This is a genomic window from Roseovarius sp., from assembly GCF_018066915.1.
Taxonomy (GTDB): Bacteria; Pseudomonadota; Alphaproteobacteria; order Rhodobacterales; family Rhodobacteraceae; genus Roseovarius.
Genome location: NZ_JAGPVV010000263.1, coordinates 1 through 18260 on the forward strand (window position 1 = coordinate 1; position 18260 = coordinate 18260).

Genomic DNA, 18260 nt, shown 5'->3' on the forward strand with positions numbered 1-18260 from the left:
TGGGTTTCCGAGACGTCGCGGATCAGGCCCTGATCATGCAGGCGCTTGGCGAAATGCTGGGTCAGCTTGCGGTTCTGAGGCGAGGAGGAGCGCCCGAAGTGATCGAAGCTGAGGCGGAAGTCGCGTGCGATGTCGGCCTGAACGGCGTGCATTTCCGCGCAGTACTCGGCCACGGGCTGCCCTGCCTTGGCGGCGGCGAGTTCGGCGGGGGTGCCATGCTCGTCGGTGGCGCAGAGAAACAGCACCTCGTGGCCGCGGGCGCGGCAGTAGCGGGCAAAGAGATCCGCCGGAAGCTGAGAGCCCACGAGATTGCCGAGATGCTTGATCCCGTTGATATAGGGGATTGCCGAGGTGATGAGATGCCGTGCCATATCGCGCCTGTTCCTTGACGGTTTGGCCCCGTTTAGCGCGGTTTTGCGGGCAGTTCTAGCGCTCGTTCCCGTCCCTGTCGCGGCTGCGCCCGGTGAGGCGGCCAATGAGGAAGGAGGTGCGCGGCGACCAGACATAGGCCGTGCGGCGTTCGGCGGTGGGGCGGGCGCGCATGCGGTAGAGGCCAAAGACGACAAGGAGGGCGTGACCAGCGGCGATCATCACGAACATCGCGGGGGGGCCGTAAACCTCGATCAGGGTGGAGGCCATGAGCGGGGCGGCAATCGCCCCCACGGCGAAGAAGAACATGAGGGCGGCGGAAAGTTCGACCCGTTCATGCGCTTCGGCGAAGTCATGGGCGTGGGCGGCGCTGACGGAATAGATGGGAAAGGTGGTCATGCCAAAGAAGAAGGCGGTCATCAGGATGCCGAATGTGTCGAGATTTTCGGTCATGGCGGTGGCGACCGAGGACAGGATTGCCGCGACCGAGAGTCCGATCAGGACCCAGCGGCGATCGTAACGATCCGCAAGCCAGCCGACCGGGTATTGCGCCACGGCACCGCCCAGAACGAAGACCGCGAGAAAGCCTGCGATCTGGTCCACGGCAAGGCCGACTTGCTGTCCGTAAAGTGGCCCGACCATGCGAAAGGACGCGCTGGAGAGGGCCGCGACCAGCACGCCCGCCGCCGCCAGTGGCGAGCAGGCGATGAGCAGCATGGGGCGCAGGCGCGGGGCCTCGGGTGTTTCCGGCTCGCGCAGGCGCGAGAGGGTGAGTGGCAAGAGGGCCGCGCAGCAGAGCAGCGCCAGAAGGTTGTAAGAGACGTAAGAGGCGGGGGCCAATATGGAAATCAGCAATTGGGCAGCGAGAGATGCGCCCATGTCCACCACACGGTAAATGCCCATGGCGCGACCGCGCGTCTCGTTCGTGACCTTGGCCTGAAGCCAGGCCTCGATCACGGTGTAGCAGCCTGCGACGCAGAGGCCAGAGGCCACACGCATCAAGGCCCAAGCGTAGGGGTCGATCACCAGCATATGCGCCAAGAGGCCGATGGCCCCGGCGGAGGTAAAGGCAGCGAAGGCGCGGGAGTGCCCGATGGTGCCCATCAGGCGGGGCGCGAACCAGCAGCCGATGAAGAAGCCCACGAAATGCGCCGAGCCAAGGAGTCCGATCTGGGCCGTGGTGAAATCGAGCGCCAGACCCGAGAGCGCATCAAGTGGCCCCACCCCGCCTGTCGAGAGTTGCAGGAGCACGACCGAGAGAAAGAGGGCGGCAAAGGAAATGAGCAGGCGCATGGTGGGGCCACCATGGCAGGACGTGAGGTGGCGGACCAGATGTTTTCGACATGATGCGTCGGTTTCGGGCAGGGGGGTGCGAATGGCGGGTGAGGGTGTGGGAAGGATGGGGATTGGGGGGGCGGTGGGAATGGGGCCACTTGGAGGGACGCGTGTCCGATCTGTGGTTGAAGTCCATGCGAATGACAGCAAAGCGCGGGAAACGGGATATGCAAAGGTGGTGTCGTTTCCCGATAGAGGCCTTTCGTGTAGCCTGCGGCGAAGGTTTGGTTCGAGCACATACCTCCCAAGCTGACACGATGCAGCGAACGTCGGCTTGTGGGATACCTGTCTTGAAGTTTCCGCTGACTTCGATAGGGTCCCACCATGAGTGACTGGCCTGTGTATTCCCGCAAGCAATGGATCAAAGCTGTCAATTTGTCGGCTTTGCTGGGTTACCTAGCTGTGGTCGGGGTGCCCTCTGTACTCAACGCAAACCCCGGCGGCATTATTGGTGGAGCAATTTTGGGTGTTCCGTTTGCCTTATTGTGTTGCTGGGTGGTAGGAGCGCCAATCCTCAAACGGTTCATGCAAAAAGAAATCACTTGGATTTCCGCAGCTTGTTGGGGCGCTGCAATAGCTACGGTTTTGGCGACAATGAGTATCGCGATTGGTCGCTACTCCGGTTGGCGGCAATCTAACAATCCCAACTTTAACTCACGTATTGGTGGCGATGGCTATGTCAGATCAATCGATGGAATTCTAACGCCATATGGCTGGCAGGTGTTGGCGCAAAACACACTACTCTTCATCGCAACTGGAGCGGTCATAGCAATTGTCGTTAAGTGGATGGTCGGAAAGCCTGCTGCTTTCAAGAACGATTAGATTTGAAGATAACAGACATTTGCATTTGTAGGTCAAACGGCAACTTCGTCCGCATCTTACCAACTCGCGACGCGCGCGGTGAAGGTCAGCTATCGAAAACTCATGTCTAGGGCTGGTGCTTCGCCGCGGGGCTGAGGGCAGTCAGTCTTTGAAACGACCCTATGCTTCCTCCCCCTACCTCTCCACCCTTGCCACGATCCTCAACCCGATCTCGGGGCCTACGAGGTTTGCATATCCTGAGGCGCCGAAGGTGTGGCGGTTGAGGGTGCCGGTGAGCAGGATCGTGAGGTGGGAGAGGTCCTTGGGGTCGGTGCCGGGTTGACGGTAGAGGCCAGCGGTGAGGGTGATGGGGTGGGTGGTGCCGCGCACGGTGAGGAGGCCGGTGATCTGGGCCTCTTGCAGCGTGCCGGTGATCGCGGTCGAGCGGAACGTGATGGTGGGATGGCGGGCGGCGTCGAGCAACTCGGACCCTTTCATCGCCTCTGCGGCGAAGGGGAGGTCTGCGCGGACGCCGGTCGCGTCGAGCGTCACGTTGATCCGGCTCGTGTCAAGATCATCAAGGTCGATCCGCATTTCGGCCGCCGTGATCGGCATGGTGCCGCGATTGTTGCCGATGGGAAAGTCATAGGTGAAGCCCACGGTGGAGCGGGCCGTGTCGAGGCGATAGCTCTCAGGCGCGGCGGTGGCCTGCGCGGTCATCACGCAGAGGGCAAGGGCGATGCGGCGGATCATAAGAGAAGATACGCGCGGCGCGGGCAAACGGATGTCACGTTTGCTTGAGCGCCCATGTGCCGGGCTGGCCGGTGAGGTGCCATGCGGCGGGGGGTGCTGTGCGGGCGCGGCGGCGGGTGAGGTGCCAGCGGTCGATCTGTGGCTCATGCGCCGGGGCCATGTGCCAGCGGGTTTCCACCCCCGGCGCGCCGCCTTCACCCGGGGTGAGGATCAGGCCCAAGGGGCGGTGGTGACCGCGCGCCGCGCCTTCTTCGGCGGCGAGATGCAGGCGGCGGACCGGGGTGAGGGCGGGCGGCTCTGGCAGGTCGGCGATGATGAGGGGGGCGGCCCCGCTGCGCAGCGCCTCTTCCATGCACCACAAGAGATCCTCGCGCCGCTCAGGCGTGACAAAGATGAGGGATTCCGGGCCATTCCCGGCCCCGGTGAGGGGGCAGATGCCATCGGGGTTGAGGCGGTCGCGCGCCCAAGCGGGGGCGATCCAGAGCACGGGGCCGCGCAGGGCCCCGACGAGGAGCATCGCAAAGCTGTGGCGGGCGGGGCCGCAGGCTTCGTGCAGGCGGGTGAGGGGCAGGTCGAGCGCGCCCAGCAGGCGCAGGGCGGGGCGGTGGCTGTCGCGGGTGAGAAGCGGAATCGTCATGGGGGGAGAATAGCGTGTTCGCTAAATGTTCTCAATTGGGGGTGATGGTGTTAAACGCTGAGCCGCGCGGCAGCGCGCGCGTGAAGGATCACGCGTCTCCAGCACATGTTCTTCCTCGTGTTTGCGGACCTGACCTTCTGCTCGCCGACGTGTTCGGTGCTACACCGCCGCCCAAGCTAGATGGGACAGTCGGTGCAGGTGCATGATCGACGACCGGCGAGCGGTGCCAGTGCCGTCCAATCGGATGATTGCCGCCGTTGCCAACTGTCCGCTAAAGAGCCATCCCTAATCTTTCCAGAACGGCTTGCTAGCTTCATTACATGCAGCATCCCGAGTGAGCCCAACATCCTCGAGGAGATGCGGCTCAAGGCCATTCAAAGCTTTGCGCGTACGCCGGTGCTGGTCCCATTTTGTCACCATGATCGCCATGGCTATCAAGATATGCGCGACTGGCGGAAGGCGCGCCTGATCGTTCAGAAGCGCAAGCTTTGCTGTGTGAAGCGATGGTGCCATGGAGACGTTCCTCTTAATTGTATTGACACAATATTAAAAATCAGCACAATAACACGATACAATAAATCGGCCATGAGGGATACAAAATGATTGTGCCTAGTACAATTTGGCCGATTGACCTGCCACCTTCAGGGAAGTCCAAGTACAAAGCCTTGGCACAAGCCATTCGCGAAGGCATCGCAACAGGGCGTCTTGCACCCGGAATGAAACTGCCGCCCGTGCGCGATCTTGCCTTCCGCGTGAAAGTGACGCCGGGCACTGTTGCGCGGGCCTATTCCCTGTTGACCGAGGAAGGGCGTCTTCGGGCAGAGGTGGGCCGCGGCACTTTCGTGGCGGCGGGACGGGCTGTGAAAATCGAACCCGTGACCCCTTTGGTAAATTTGCCCCTCGATGCGGTTGCAGACTTTCGAAGTAGCCGCGTTCCTGATGTTGGGCAGGGTCAAACAATAGATGCTGTCCTGATCAAGCTGGCCGAAACCCACCGGCGTCGTCACATCAACTACCCGACCACGGAAACGGATCTGGAAGCACGTATTGCCGTCGCATCCTGGATTGACCAGGACCGATTGGGCGGAGTTGAACCCGAGAATGTCGTTCTGGGAAACGGCGCACAAAACTGTTGCCTCTTGGCGCTGCAGGCCGAACTGAGCGGTCAAAATCCGATCATCATGACGGAAGAGCTAGGTTACCCCGGCACGCGTCATGCCGCTCGCTTGCTGCGCGCTCAGACGGTCGGCTTGCCGATGGATGAGGAGGGCATCATACCAGAATTTTTCAGACAGGCCTGCCGCGATCATGGTGGTCGAATTCTGCTGACTGCAGCTGAAGTGCATAGCCCGACAACAATCCGGACAAGCCTCGCGCGCAGACAGGAAATAGCTCAGGTCGCACGTGAATTGGACATTACAATCATAGAAGATGATTGCCATACGACGGCTCCGAGCGAAATCCCCAGCTATCGTTCGATCCTGCCCGACCAGAGCTACCTTGTTTCGTCCCTGACCAAGTCAGTCAGTGGGGCATTACGGTTTGGATACGCCATAGCCCCGGTCGGGCGTGATAAAGAACTGAGACAAGTCGCGCAAAGCTCGTTTTACGGGGTGGCACAGCCAATTCTGGATCTGTGCCACGAACTGATTGTGAGCGGGGCTGCGTTCAAAATTCGTGATCGTGTCATAGCAGAGACCGCAAGGCGGGCACGGATGGCAGTCAATGCTCTTGGCGCTTGGGATTTGCGATGGCGGGAAGATGCACCCTTCGTATACCTGAACATGCCACAGGGATGGCGAGCATCAGGTTTTGCTATGGCCTGCGAGAAGCGGGACATTTTGATCAAGCCTGCAGATGAATTTGCTTTGCCAAACTGCAGGTCCCCGAATGCAGTGCGACTCGCGGTAAATACATGCGCGTCTGACGCCTTGTTCCTTAAAGCCATGTCAGACATGAACGAATTGCTGGCCAATCCAAAGTCGCTGGTAGATGGGTAAAGGGTCTTCCAGATCCTGCGACGTGGCACAAAGTTGCCAGTCAAGGTGATCGCTGCACGACGCAGGGTGGGCTCACATATTTTACTTACCACGACGTAGACCTGCACTGCCCTATTCAAATAGGGCCTTTGCCCAGCCCGGCGCAAAGTGTCGAGATTTCGGATCGGGTTGTTAACCAGATTGTTTCATCGTTTCGGCATATCTTTGCAATTTCGTCGATGGCCCAGGCCGCGGCGGGGCGGCCATAGCAGTGACCGTGGGCAAGTATGTCAAGGATGATGGTTTCTGCAGGTTGCGCCCGAATCCCGGCGAGGGCCTCGTTGAAGAGATCGACAAATTGTCTGGGCGTCCGGCCAAAACGCATTGCGTGCGGCAGGTCGTTGAACTCGACAGACATGGGGATGGCGAGGATACTGCCATCTCTAAATTGCTGGATGTAAGGATGGTCGCCGTCCAGCACATCCGCGTGCCAAGCATAGCCCTGCGCCGACAACATTTCTTGTATATCGGTCGACGACGTCACCCTAGGGCTGATCCAGCCGACAGGACGTCGGCCAGTCGCCGCTTCGATCAGTTTGGTCGTTCGGGTGATGGAATGCAGCGCGTCTTGCGTGGACAGGGTTGGGAAGATCATATTCTGAGCCAGCCCATGCCCGACAATATCGTGTCCTCGCTCGGCGTAGGTGCGCAGTTGGTCTGGAAAGGCTTCCGCCACCAAACCCGAGGTCATGAGCGTCGCTGATATGCCGTGGCGTTCAAGGATCGAAACCAGTCGTGGGATGCCGTGAGTGGCGTTGTAGCGCCCGTAGCTGTCGGCATTGGGATCGAACAGACCATCTGCCAGCAAGTTGCCCATCGGACCGACGCCGGACGTGGCGCCGGGCGACCACATCTCATAGGCAAGGTTGAAGACAACTGCGATCCGGCGTCCCCCCGGCCAGCATAGGCCCTGCTTTCCAAGGCCATTTTCGCATTCAGTCTCTGACATGGTCGTCCCCATTCTTCCGGTCATGCCGGTACCGAGTGCTGCATTTTCAACAGAATAGGGTCATGCAGGACCTGCGAAAACTTCATTTCTTTCACGCCTTACTGCATGATATGCATTTGATAACATGCAGGACATGCAGGTTAATGTGTAAATTATGCACTGTTTGCATTGGGCATCACCTGCGTAGTCTTTTCACAGACGTTTCGGACGCCGCATGATTTCGGCCCGGAATTCATCTAAGGGAGGATACCTGATGACCATGACTTTGACGCGCAGACTTTTTGGTGCGTTGCTGACAACAGCGGCCCTGACGGGAGCCGCGCACGCTGCGGAATATGAGCTGAAGCTTGCATGGCTCACGGCGGACAGCCCCACCGACCCCTATGCGATAACTGCGCATGCCTTCAAGAAAGAGCTTGAAGCCGCGATGCCCGGCCGGGTCGAGGTGCAGCTCTTTCCCAACCGCCAATTGGGCGACGACAAGGAGATCCTTGAAGGTCTGCAATTTGGCACCATCGACATGGGGGTGATCACCAATGCCGTGGTCGCCAATCTTGAGCCGACCTACCAGCTTGTCGATCTGCCGTTCCTGTTTGGCAGTGCCGAGCAGGCGCATATGGTTCTTGATGGCGAAGTTGGCGCCCAGCTTGCCGCCAACCTGCGCGACGACGGTGTCGTCTCTCTCGGTGCCGCGGAAGGCGGGTTTCGCAATATGATCAACAACACTCGGCCCGTGCGCACGCCCGAGGATGTCGAAGGCGTCAAATACCGCACCATGCAGAACCCCGTGTTCATCGAGATGTTTTCGTCACTTGGTGGCAGCCCCGTTCCGATGGCCTGGGGTGAAGTTTTCACCGCCATGCAACAGGGTACAGTCGATGGTCTGGAGATTCCCACTTCTGTGGTCAATTCCAACAATTACGCTGACGTCACCAAGTTTCTCAGCTTTACGCGGCACACCTATTCCGCGATCCATCTGCTGATGTCCGAACGCAGCCTCGCGCGTCTGCCAGAGGATGTGCAGCAGGCGGTGATGGATGCGGGCCGCGCCGCGATTGTAACACAGCGTAAGACGGTGGCGGCAGCTGAGGCTGACACGGTCGCTGCCCTTCAGGAGAAGGGCATGGAAGTCAACGATATTGATGATGTCGCGGCGTTCCGGGCCAAGGTTGGGCCGGTATACGAACGCTTCGAGCCAACCATCGGCACCGAACTTCTTGAGAACGCGCTTCAAGCCGTGTCCTCGAACTGACGCAATTGGATTGGTCCGTTGAGGAAAATTGCATCTTGCATCGATACCACCAGCCGCGTGATCTCGCGGCTGGTGGCCAATTTATGCGTTGGACTGATCTTCGTGATACTTGGCCTTTTGCTGACACAAGTCCTGATGCGATATTTCCATGGCTCACCACCCAGCTGGACCGAGGAACTGGCGATCATTCTCTTTGCCTGGCTGGTGCTCCTCTATGCGACCGTGGGTCTTCGCGAGGGGTTTCATGTCGCCATTGAAACCATCCCTTCGCGGTTCGTGCGGCTGCAAGGATGGGCCAATCGCTGGGTCGCCGCCTTGGCTGTTTTCTTTGGGTGGATCACTCTTACCGCAGGCAGCGACTATGTGTTGCGCACGGCGGGGCAAAAGAGTGCAGCGCTGCAAATTCCCATAGAGGCGCTTTATCTTTGTGTGCCGGTATGCGGCGCGCTTTTCATCCTGCACGGGGTCGCCCGGCTCTTTGTGCAACCGGACCCCGCCGAGGCAATCGCATGAGCAACACCGTACTCGTACTGACGCTTGGCCTGCCCTTGATGTTATTGCTGCGTGTGCCTTTGGCCTTTGCGGTCGGGCTTGCCACGATTGGCGCGCTTTGGACTGCCGACATCGACATGATGATCTTTGCGCAGCGCATGGTGTCGGGCACGCAATCCTTCAGCCTACTGGCCATTCCGTTCTTCATCCTGGCGGGGGACCTGATGACAGCGGGTGGCATTTCGCGCCGTCTTGTCGGGTTCGCGGACGTGCTGGTTCGCCATCGCACTGGGGGCCTCGGCATGGTTGCGGTTCTGGCGGCTGCTTTCTTTGCCGCGCTCTCGGGCTCCGCCCCCGCCACCACAGCGGCCATCGGTGCCATCATGATCCCCGAGATGGAAAAGCGCGGATACTCGCGTGCTTTCGCGACGGCCCTCGCGGTCGCCGGTGGCATCATCGGACCCATGCTGCCCCCGTCGATCCCAATGGTGGTCTGGGGCGTCATGTCCGAAACGTCGATCAGCGATCTGTTCCTGGCTGGCATCGCTCCAGGGATACTGCTGGCCCTTGGCCTCATGGTGCTGTGCTGGAACCACGCGCGCAAGCACGAGATCGCAGCCCAACCCAAGGCCACCCGCGCCGAAGTCTGGGCCGCCTTCAATGCGGCAAAGTGGGCTTTGTGCGGGCCGATCATCGTTTTGGGCGGAATCTATGGCGGCATCGTCACGCCGACCGAAGCGGCCATCGTCGCCGCCGCATTCGCGATCATTCTGGGCTTCGGTGTTTACCGGGAACTGACTTTGCAGACCATCGTCCCTGTCACGCGCGGATCGCTCAAGACCATGACCATCGTCATGTTCATTATTGCTCTGGCGAACGGATTTGGCTGGGTCATGGCATTTGAACAACTGCCCGGGAAAGTCACGCACACGCTGGACGTATTTGCCGACACCCCCATGCTTTACCTGCTAATGGTCAATTTGCTGTTGTTGGTGATCGGCTGCGTCATGGACAATCTCGCCGCGATGATCATTCTGGCGTCGTTTCTTGTACCCATCGGAGAGCAGCTTGGGATGGATCCTGTCCAGTTCGGGGCGATGGTCGCGATCAATTTCACCATCGGGATGGCCACGCCACCTTTTGGCTACACGATTTTTGTGGGGGCGGCGATCAGTGGGCTTAGGATCGGCCAGATCGCCCGACCCTTGATGCCCATGCTGGGGGTGATGATCGGGGTCTTGCTTCTGGTGGCTTTCGTGCCGCCGGTGACCCTGACAATCGTCGAGTTACTGCGGTGACGCCATGGTGAACTTGCGCAATTTTGACCTGAACCTGCTGGTTATCTTTCGGGCAATCATGAATCGTGGTTCGATTGCGGGTGCGGCGGAAGAGATCGGTCTGTCGCCTTCCGCCGTCAGCCACGCGCTGGCACGGCTGCGCGTGATGTTGAACGACGAGCTTTTCTTTCGGACAGCAGAGGGTGTAAGGCCCACCGAGCGCGCCCGAGAGCTCTATGCCGATATCGAGCGCGGTCTCGGCTTTATCTCGACAGCTATTTCCTTGCAGCACCAGTTTCTTCCCGCCAAGGCCGAGCGGGTTTTTACCATGCAGGTGGCTGACTATGTCTCAGCTTTTCTGCTGCCGCGGCTTGCTGAACGGCTGCAGGTCGAAGCCCCGGGCGTGTCCATCGACATCCTGCCCTTTACCATTTCGCCGGAGAGCGTCTGGGACCGCGTCGACATGCAGGTGCGTCTGACACCGGGGCGTCTGCAACCGGAAATGGTCCGGTCCCAGCGGCTGCTCGCTGACGAGATTGTCGTCCTGATGCGGCGCGACCATCCGCGCGCGCACGAGCCGATGACCGCCGAATTATACGCTGAATTGGCCCACGTGAAATTGTCGCAATCGGCGACGGGCACGACCGTCATCGACGACGCGCTGGCGGCACGCGGATTGACGCGGCACATGGCAATGACGGTCGCAAGCTGGTTTGAAATACCCGATATCGTGGCCAATTCAGACCTTATCGCCATTGCCCCACGACGCCTGTTCTCGCTGGACCCTCGATTGAACAACCTGCGGTCTGCGCCCCTGCCGTTGCAGGAAGTGGTATTTTCCTTCGATCTTTGCTGGGACCTCAGAACAGAGCGCGAGCCGGGCCAGAAGTGGTTGCGCAAGGTCGTCTCGGACGTGTTCAGCGAAATGCGCGTCTGAGCGCTGTTCTTTGCTGCACGATCCGTCAACATGATTGTGATGTAACGTCGCGCCTGGAAACGAGAAATCTTTAGGGCAGCTATCGCAGTACGTGCAAAGCGGCCGTTCTTACTCGCAGGCTCTACAGCAGCAAGGCCCGGCTGTTTGACAGCTTGGTATGGGCCATCTGCAACTTCGTGCGCTCGCAGCCCAGAACCGGAAAGTCTTCGCTCCAGTCAAACTGGAAAGCTTCGCCAGGATCAAAATGCAGCAGCACAAAGGTCCCGCGCCTCGTCGTCTGCTGTTCACGCTGCCGATTTGATCGGTGACGAACACCGAGGCGAAGTTAACCCGAGATTAAACGTTACCAAACCCGATGCGCGCCATGATTTCAACCGTTGGCGGGTCAGAGTTTTCTATCGATGGGCAAGAAACAGCCATCAACCGGCAGACTCCAGCCGTCCCTTGGCCGGATAGCGTGCCTTGGTTGCGTGGGTGGGGCGGAGGTGCCAAGACTATCAAGGCGCGCAAACCTTGCCAGACAGGCAGTCGGACCGGATCGGTACCGAAGCTGCATTTTTTATGCCCAGACAAAGGTCATGCCGTGAGGACAGATATTTCAGAAACCCCGAAGGGTGCCAAGCAGGTCCCGTTGATCGTCATACCCTGCCTAGACGAGGCTGAACACATCGCGACCCTTCTGGCGCAGCTTGTCAAGACGACGGATCAGATTGGCGGACGGATCGTGGTGGTCGATGGCGGCAGTACCGATGGAACATGGGAGATCGCTTCTGCCATAGCCAGCCGCGATGCCCGCATCTCGCTGCTGCATAATCCGCAACGCATCCAGAGTGCTGCGATCAATCTGGCGGTGGCTGAGGACCGGGGCGTATCAAGTCACTTGATCCGAATCGACGCGCACTGCCGCTATCCAGATGATTACTGTGCCCGGCTTTTGGCTGAGATGGACCGCAGCGGTGCTGATAGCGTTGTCGTCAGCATGATCGCGGAGGGAGAGCAGGGCGTGGCCGTTCTCAACGCCGTGGCGCAGAACTCGACTGTCGGGAATGGCGGCTCGCGCCACCGCAGGCGTTCTGAGGGGCGGTTTGTTGACCACGGCCACCATGCGCTGTTCCGTCTGGATGCGTTTCGGGACGTGGGGGGCTATGATCCCAGTTTCTCGCATAACGAGGATGCCGAACTCGACCTCAGGCTGAGGCGGAACGGCTACTGCATCTGGCTGACCGCCGACCCGGTCATCACCTATATCCCGCGCCGTTCGCTCGGTGCCTTGACGCGGCAATACTTCAACTATGGCTGCGGTCGCGCGCGCACGATGCGCAAGCATGCCGTTGCGCCGCAGCTACGCCAGATGAAGGTCATGATGGTGCTGCCTGCTATTGTGTTATCCGCGTTGATTGGCGTTCACTGGATATTCGCGGTACCAGTGGCTTTGTGGTTGGCGGTCTGCATTGCGTCGGGCGTGTTTCTGGCGTTCCACCACCGGCGCGCATGGCTTGTGTTGTCCAGTGTCTCGGCAATGCTGATGCATGTCGCGTGGTCAACCGGATTCTGGTGGCAGATGGTCGGGTCTCTGTTCTCTGGTGGCTCAGTGGCGTCCCCTGGAAACGCCCGATGACTGCTTGTCACAATGACAGTATCGAGGTGTGCGTCTGCACCTATCGCCGACCCCAGTTGAGCGTCACTCTGGAGTCGCTTGCGTCGTTACGCGTGCCGGATGATTTTACCCTGTCGGTGCTCGTCATAGATAACGATACAACCCCTAGCGCACGGCCGCTGGTTGAGGGCATTGCCGAGACGTTTCCTGTTCCGCTGCGTTATGTGCATTGCCCCGAGGGAAATATCTCGATCGCCCGCAATGGCGCTTTGGATCATTGCCGGGCGCGGTATCTCGCCTTCATAGATGATGATGAGACCGCCTCGTCCGATTGGCTTTGCGCGCTGGTCGAAGAATTGCGGCGTGTTGATGCCGATGTCGTGCTGGGTCCGGTCGAAGGCGTATACGACCAGAGCGCCCCATCGTGGATGTGCAATCTGGAGATACACTCCACGCGCCCGGTTTGGGTCAAGGGTGAGATCCGGACAGGCTATACCTGTAATGTCATCATAGACCGGCACGCGTCAGCGGTGTGCGACCGCCGCTTTGATCTGGCTCTTGGCAAGACCGGCGGCGAGGATAGCCTGTTCTTCGATGAAATCCACAAAGCAGGTGGCAAAATCGGCTATGCGGAACGTGCCTTGGTCCATGAGGATGTGCCCACCGAACGGCTCGCCTATGGCTGGCTGTTGCGGCGGCGGTTCCGAATGGGGCAAACCCATGGGCGAATGCTGCGCCAAAAGATTGGCGCGGGGCGCTTGCTGAGCAATCTGGCTGTGGCATTGGCAAAGGTCACCTATTGCTGTGGTGCAGCCGTTCTTGGCGGCTTCGACACCACGCGGCGCAACGCGGCTTTGCTGCGCGGAACGCTGCACATTGGCGTGTTCATGGGTCTGACCGGCATGCGTGAACTCGAACTCTACGGTTCGGGTTCGGTTCAGCGAGGGGAAAATTGACAGTGATTGCGAGGGGTCTGACATGATGCTCAATGATCTGGGGATGAAGATCCATGACGCGGATTTCAGGCCGGACACATTGAACCGTTCCCCGGCGCAGGATCGGACGACGACGCTTGGCGATCTGCTGGCGGCGGCCCGACGGCAGCGTTGGCCGCTGATGCTCTGCACGGCTCTCGGTCTCGGCCTTGGCTTGGTCAAGCACATGACCACTCCGCCGCTCTATTACAGCGCTGCGACTGTGCTTGTGGATGTGCGGATGGACGAATCTGGTGGTGAGATCACACCGACCACGCCCTTTCTGCGCAACGACACCTCGCTTTTGAACGAAATTCAGGTGCTCCGTTCGCTGCGACTTGCCGAAGAGGTGGCGCGACGGCTTAGCTTGCATGAGATGCCGATTTTTCTGAATCCGCCCGAATCGCTGGCGCGCAGCATGCTCTCTGCGGTGCAGGATGCGGTGCAGAACGTGATCGAGTCCGCTCCCGAGACACCGTCGCCTCTTCCCGATAATTCGGAGGATTCGGCAATCAAGAGAGCTGCCCTCATATTGCAACGGGACGTCGGCATCGACCGGATCGGGCAGAGCTTCACAATTGATATCAGCTATATCGGGCCGGAGCCCGCGCTCGCCGCCGCTATCGTCAATACCTATGCTGAATCGTATCTTGCGGCCCATCTGAACGCAAAAATGGAAGTGACGGCGCGCATGGCTGAATGGATGCAAGCGCGGATTGGCGAATTGCAGCGGGAAAGCGAAGCCATACAGATGCGCGCAGAGGCGCTGCGCGCCCAAACTCCCCCTGACACAAAAGCGCTGAAGGCGCTCGCGCAGCGGGCAGCCAATCTTGAGACGTTGCAGCAAACTCTGTCGTCTCGCTATGAGATGGTCACTATCGAGGGGTCATACCCGGTCACCAATGGGCGCATCCTGAGCGAGGCAGCGGTGCCGAAAAAGCCAGATCTTCCGAAGCTATGGCAGTCTGCTGCGATCGCGACGATCCTTGGTTTCATGGTCGGGTTTGTTATCGCCATCCTGCGCGAAACCCGCGAGCGTGCGTTTCGTGTCGGCGAAGACGTTTGGGTCGATACCGGCAAGCCGTTCCTCGGTTACATGCCACTTTTCGACACTGCTGCGCTGTCTCGGCAAGCACCGCGCGGTAAGAGCGAAAACGGGAAAAATAATGGCGACACCGATGCCCGCAGCGTGGTGCAATCGACAGCCCCCAGTCTGTTCATGTCGTTGCTCGATTCCCAATCACTCTTGGCCGACACTCTGCGGAATGTGCAGAGTACGGTCATGCTGGCGCCCACCGACACTGGCGCACAGGTGATCGGCGTGTCCTCGATGGTCGCGGGAGAAGGCAAGACAACCCTCGCCGCCAATTATGCAAACCTTGTCGCCCAATCGGGTGCTCGAACGCTCTTGGTTGATCTCGATCTCCATCGGTCTGCGCTGACCAGGATGCTCCAGTGCAATCAAGGGGCGGATCTGATACGCATCCTCGACGGAACCGCGACACTGGATGAGGCGCTGAAAACAGTGTCGGTGTCGGGTCTCGATTTCTTACCCTGCATTCCAGAGCACAATCCGCGACGCTCCAGTGATGCTCTGATGAGGCAGACGATGACGGCCCTGATCGAGTCTCTGCGACACCGGTACGATTTCGTGGTGCTCGACCTGCCACCGCTGGGAACAATTGCCGACACCAAGATCATGCTGTCGCGGATCGACCACATAATCCTGCAATGTGCTTGGGGTAAAACACCGCGCACTCTTGTCCGAGATTATCTCAGAATGGAACCTGAAGTCGCGCGGAAAGTGCTGGGAATCGTTCTGAACAAGGTGGAAATGCGACGGCTGCGCAAGTTCGCGAGGCCTGGCAGTTGGGAAACCTATTTGGAAGAGAAATACGGATAGGCACGACTGGTCCTCATACTTGCGCGCATGTCGGCACTTCGGTAGCCTGCACCCTGATTATCCGTTATGCTGCTCTTCAATTCAGCACGGGGGTGAGGGTTCTGGAATGCGTTTGGTGGTATTTGCCGCATTTCTTTTGGTCGCGATGATTCTCGTAGGGGCCTGGTCGCTTGCACAGGGCGCAGGGTTTGCGACGGTGGCTCTGCGTCTTATCGTGACCGCAATTGTCCTGCAGGTGGGGTATTTCGTGATGCTGGTCGTCGTTGCCTATCTGCCGAACTCTTCCGGGCGGGACGACCCCAGTCGTGCAGAGAAAGAGCGGCATCCTCCGTCCCAGTCGGTGCGCGGTGCAAACGATTCCTCTCACTGATTTGATCCCCAAGATCAGTTCGCCTGTGCTTGGAGGAACTGGTGTAGCCCAGGCTCTGGACGACCGATCAGCCGGATCAGTCCGCCGCGTACGGCAAGGCGCAGCGCTTCCTTCCACCGGAGAGCCGTCCCTGCGCCCAGCCTGATGTGCGATTTCACGAGGCCGCGAGCGCGCGATTCCCGTGAATAGCAAAATTGAGGATGGATGAGAAAGTTGGCGCGATCTTCGGCGCGTGCAATAGTCCAGGCGCGCCGTTGCAGAATGCCTATGGAATGTTTGAGCGTCAGTTCGCGGTTGAAATATCCCACGTTTAACCCGTGGTCGCGTTGGGTCGCATCGCCGTTCTCCGCCCAGACGGCCAGCGGTTCGAGCGCCACGTAGATCGGTTCAGTGATCGCGAAGGTGCGCATGTATTCCTGCAGCGTGGCACTGCACGGAACACTCACCTCCAGTTCCGACGAGGCCTCACGAGACCAGAAAAGGCCGCCGTTGGAGACTCCGATATCCGCGATCAGGCTCAGGCGGAATACATCCGGCTCGTAGCGCCCGGCACTCAGCTTGTCATCGAGAAGCCCGCTTTTGCTCAACCGCGCATCAGGGGTGTCGCTGTGATGTTCCACGAGTTGGTTGCGCAGGACGATCTGAACATTCTCGCGATGGCAGAGCGCGATGTTGTCTTCCATGAAGCGCGGCAGAATGAAGTTGTCATCCTCCACCACACAGAAATAATCAGCCTCGCGCGGATTGTCCCGTGAGAAGCACTTGTCGATATTACGTGACGCAAATCGCTGTGGCCGGTTGTGGTTGTAGGTGATGCGGTCGTCCGAGAAAGCCTTAACAACGTCTCTTGCAGAGCCTTCCGGGTCGTCATCGTAGACGTCGCAAACCCAGTTGCCATGGGACTGTTCAATGAGACTTGTCAGGCAGCGGTGAAGCGGTTCGGGCCGACGGTAAGTCGGAGTACGTACATGAACGAGGGCATGAGAAAGAGACATGATCAACAAGCCTTTGTCGTGATTGCGGCGTGAACCGGCGATGGTCGTGGCGGTGGGGCTTCGTTTTCAGGTGCCGGGGCGGGTATCAGGGATAGGGTGCGCCGCGCCGCAGTTTTGGCATCGGAATGGGCTAAGCTGGTCGCAGGGGAGAGGATGGCATAGCCGTTCGCGAGCAATCGCTTTGCACCTATGGGCCAATCGCTTCCGGCTTGACCGAGCAGCACGCGCTGCGGCGCGGAGACATATCCAAGCGCAAAGAGCCCGACACCGCCAACGGCAATCACCCGCGTCGCGGGATGCTGTGTGGCCGCTGTCACCTTTGCCCAGTCGGTCGCGGTCCATGCGTCAGTGGAATGGGGAATAGCAATATGTCGCAACATGCCACTGAAACCGGAATGCTCCGGCAGTTTCTCGTTTGGCGGCGCGAGCAGGATATCCGGAGTTGCCAGTGGTTGAGGACTCTTGCGCCGCAAGCGGCGCGCCACACGCCGAGAGGCCAGACGGGCGAGCGCAAAGGCGGTCCCTGGATGGCCGAGGGTCCGCCCGAGCGCTGACAGAATTCGCCTCGCCCTAATGTCGGCAACGCAAGCTTCGAACCGCTTTGACCGCTCCATCGCAAGCCGCCGACGCGACGCGAGCGCGCGCTCAGCCTCTGACATCAACGGCACCAGATCATCCTGGGCCTTGATCATCGCAGTGAGGTCCGCGGGCTTCAACCGGTGCGAAATTGACGCCGGGTGTTGTCGATAGAGGTAATAGGACTGTGGTATCAGATACATGTTCCCGCCGCCGAGCAGGAAGCGCATGTAGAATTCGTGATCCTCACCAATGCGGATATCCTCGCGGTACCGAAGGGCACCAATACATTCACGGCGGAGCATCGGCTTGAGATAACCGAGCAGCCCGCCCGCCCCTGTCCCGAGCATCATCGCAGGCGTGATGCGGACTGGTTCCATCTGGCGGGTGTCGCCCAGAAGCGTACTGGATTCCTCGTCGGACGGGCCATCGTGAAAGCGGATCAGATCATCGGCGATTACATCGGCCCCCAAGGTGTGTGCCGCGCCGATCAATCGCTCGAAGCGTTCAGGATGCAGCAGATCATCCGAGTCGACGATCGCGATCCATGTCCCTCTTGCCATGTCCATCGCCCGGTTCCGGGCTGCTGCTGGGCCGGTATTGACGTCCGAGCGGAACAGCTTCACGCGCTGATCTCCTGCAATGATCTCGGTCACAAGTTGCACGCTGGCGTCGGTCGAGGCATCGTCGACGACCAGCAGTTCGATATCCTCAACAGACTGGGCAAGAACGGAATGCACAGCACTCGCAAGATGCGCCGCCCCATTGAAATTCGCCATGATGACAGACACTAACGGATCTCGTCCAGCGATATGATGTGCGGGTTGCGCCCCGACTGTCTGGTGGCGTTCTACCATGGGACATGGTCCTTTCTCCTTGCCATCGACCCGTACGCAGTCATTGCCTGACAGCACAGTGTGCCGGATAGGTCATCAATCTGACCCGCCACAGCGCTCTGAGACAATACCCGTTTGGCAGAAAGTCATAGGGACGGGCTGTGCCAT

At 59.5% G+C, this 18260-nt stretch carries 18 protein-coding genes and 1 pseudogene; 10 read left to right on the forward strand and 9 right to left on the reverse strand.

The window, feature by feature from the left end; all coding sequences use genetic code 11:
- The coding region (locus tag KBT70_RS14640; protein WP_296635246.1) for a class I tRNA ligase family protein at nt 1-371 on the reverse strand (371 nt) is incomplete at its 3' end.
- A gap of 55 nt (nt 372-426) precedes the next feature.
- The gene (locus KBT70_RS14645) at nt 427-1662 is read right to left on the reverse strand and encodes an MFS transporter (RefSeq protein ID WP_296635249.1); all 1236 of its coding nucleotides are present in this window, start codon (nt 1660-1662) and stop codon (nt 427-429) included.
- A gap of 366 nt (nt 1663-2028) precedes the next feature.
- Here KBT70_RS14645 and KBT70_RS14650 point away from each other — a divergent pair, with 366 nt between their 5' ends.
- On the forward strand, nt 2029-2526 hold the full coding sequence (locus KBT70_RS14650) for a hypothetical protein (RefSeq protein WP_296635253.1): 498 nt from the start codon (nt 2029-2031) through the stop codon (nt 2524-2526).
- A 174-nt stretch (nt 2527-2700) separates the two neighbouring features.
- Here KBT70_RS14650 and KBT70_RS14655 read toward each other — a convergent pair whose 3' ends face one another.
- From KBT70_RS14655 to KBT70_RS20750, 3 genes are all read right to left on the reverse strand, one after another.
- Nucleotides 2701-3258: a YceI family protein gene (locus KBT70_RS14655; protein WP_296635257.1), complete on the reverse strand. Its 558-nt coding sequence runs from the start codon at nt 3256-3258 to the stop codon at nt 2701-2703.
- Between the two features lie 34 nt (nt 3259-3292).
- The gene (locus KBT70_RS14660) at nt 3293-3895 is read right to left on the reverse strand and encodes a hypothetical protein (RefSeq protein WP_296635262.1); all 603 of its coding nucleotides are present in this window, start codon (nt 3893-3895) and stop codon (nt 3293-3295) included.
- A 285-nt stretch (nt 3896-4180) separates the two neighbouring features.
- Nucleotides 4181-4408 carry a DUF1127 domain-containing protein gene (locus tag KBT70_RS20750; protein WP_363270714.1) on the reverse strand — a complete coding sequence of 76 codons (228 nt, stop codon included), beginning with the start codon at nt 4406-4408 and terminating at the stop codon, nt 4181-4183.
- A gap of 152 nt (nt 4409-4560) precedes the next feature.
- On the opposite strand from KBT70_RS20750, the gene KBT70_RS14670 reads away from it, so the two are divergent.
- Complete coding sequence (locus tag KBT70_RS14670) at nt 4561-5895, forward strand: PLP-dependent aminotransferase family protein (protein ID WP_296635265.1); 1335 nt, start codon at nt 4561-4563, stop codon at nt 5893-5895.
- 115 nt (nt 5896-6010) lie between these two features.
- On the opposite strand, the gene KBT70_RS14675 is transcribed toward KBT70_RS14670, so the two are convergent.
- Nucleotides 6011-6883 carry a polysaccharide deacetylase family protein gene (locus KBT70_RS14675; protein ID WP_296635270.1) on the reverse strand — a complete coding sequence of 291 codons (873 nt, stop codon included), beginning with the start codon at nt 6881-6883 and terminating at the stop codon, nt 6011-6013.
- 253 nt (nt 6884-7136) lie between these two features.
- Here KBT70_RS14675 and KBT70_RS14680 point away from each other — a divergent pair, with 253 nt between their 5' ends.
- The 4 genes from KBT70_RS14680 to KBT70_RS14695 are packed head-to-tail and all read left to right on the forward strand — an operon-like array spanning nt 7137 to nt 10841.
- The gene (locus KBT70_RS14680) at nt 7137-8135 is read left to right on the forward strand and encodes a TRAP transporter substrate-binding protein (RefSeq protein ID WP_296635273.1); all 999 of its coding nucleotides are present in this window, start codon (nt 7137-7139) and stop codon (nt 8133-8135) included.
- Nucleotides 8136-8153: 18 nt separating this feature from the next.
- Nucleotides 8154-8648, forward strand: a complete 495-nt coding sequence (locus tag KBT70_RS14685; protein ID WP_296635275.1) for a TRAP transporter small permease — start codon at nt 8154-8156, stop codon at nt 8646-8648.
- Nucleotides 8645-9925, forward strand: coding sequence for a TRAP transporter large permease (locus tag KBT70_RS14690; protein ID WP_296635279.1), 1281 nt, complete (start codon nt 8645-8647; stop codon nt 9923-9925). The genes KBT70_RS14685 and KBT70_RS14690 overlap by 4 nt, the downstream gene beginning before the upstream one ends.
- 4 nt (nt 9926-9929) lie before the next feature.
- On the forward strand, nt 9930-10841 hold the full coding sequence (locus KBT70_RS14695) for a LysR family transcriptional regulator (protein ID WP_296635282.1): 912 nt from the start codon (nt 9930-9932) through the stop codon (nt 10839-10841).
- Between the two features lie 124 nt (nt 10842-10965).
- On the opposite strand, the pseudogene KBT70_RS14700 reads toward KBT70_RS14695, so the two are convergent.
- A pseudogene (locus tag KBT70_RS14700) lies at nt 10966-11145 on the reverse strand (IS21 family transposase); the annotation flags it as partial.
- A gap of 327 nt (nt 11146-11472) precedes the next feature.
- Here KBT70_RS14700 and KBT70_RS14705 point away from each other — a divergent pair.
- The 4 genes from KBT70_RS14705 to KBT70_RS14720 all read left to right on the forward strand — a co-directional run bounded on the left by KBT70_RS14705 (nt 11473) and on the right by KBT70_RS14720 (nt 15685).
- The gene (locus KBT70_RS14705) at nt 11473-12459 is read left to right on the forward strand and encodes a glycosyltransferase family 2 protein (protein ID WP_296635285.1); all 987 of its coding nucleotides are present in this window, start codon (nt 11473-11475) and stop codon (nt 12457-12459) included.
- Nucleotides 12456-13394: a glycosyltransferase family 2 protein gene (locus tag KBT70_RS14710; protein WP_296635289.1), complete on the forward strand. Its 939-nt coding sequence runs from the start codon at nt 12456-12458 to the stop codon at nt 13392-13394. The genes KBT70_RS14705 and KBT70_RS14710 overlap by 4 nt, the downstream gene beginning before the upstream one ends.
- Nucleotides 13395-13416: 22 nt before the next feature.
- Entirely contained in the window at nt 13417-15315 is a 1899-nt protein-coding gene (locus KBT70_RS14715; protein WP_296635293.1) for an AAA family ATPase, read from the forward strand.
- Nucleotides 15316-15421: 106 nt separating this feature from the next.
- A complete protein-coding gene (locus tag KBT70_RS14720; protein ID WP_296635296.1) occupies nt 15422-15685 on the forward strand; it encodes a hypothetical protein in 264 nt (87 codons plus the stop codon).
- 14 nt (nt 15686-15699) lie between these two features.
- Here the strand turns inward: KBT70_RS14720 and KBT70_RS14725 are convergent, their stop codons facing one another.
- The gene (locus KBT70_RS14725; RefSeq protein ID WP_296635299.1) at nt 15700-16680 is read right to left on the reverse strand and encodes a glycosyltransferase; all 981 of its coding nucleotides are present in this window, start codon (nt 16678-16680) and stop codon (nt 15700-15702) included.
- Nucleotides 16681-16682: 2 nt separating this feature from the next.
- Nucleotides 16683-18113 carry a glycosyltransferase family 2 protein gene (locus KBT70_RS14730; protein ID WP_296635302.1) on the reverse strand — a complete coding sequence of 477 codons (1431 nt, stop codon included), beginning with the start codon at nt 18111-18113 and terminating at the stop codon, nt 16683-16685.
- Nucleotides 18114-18260 lie beyond the last annotated feature (147 nt).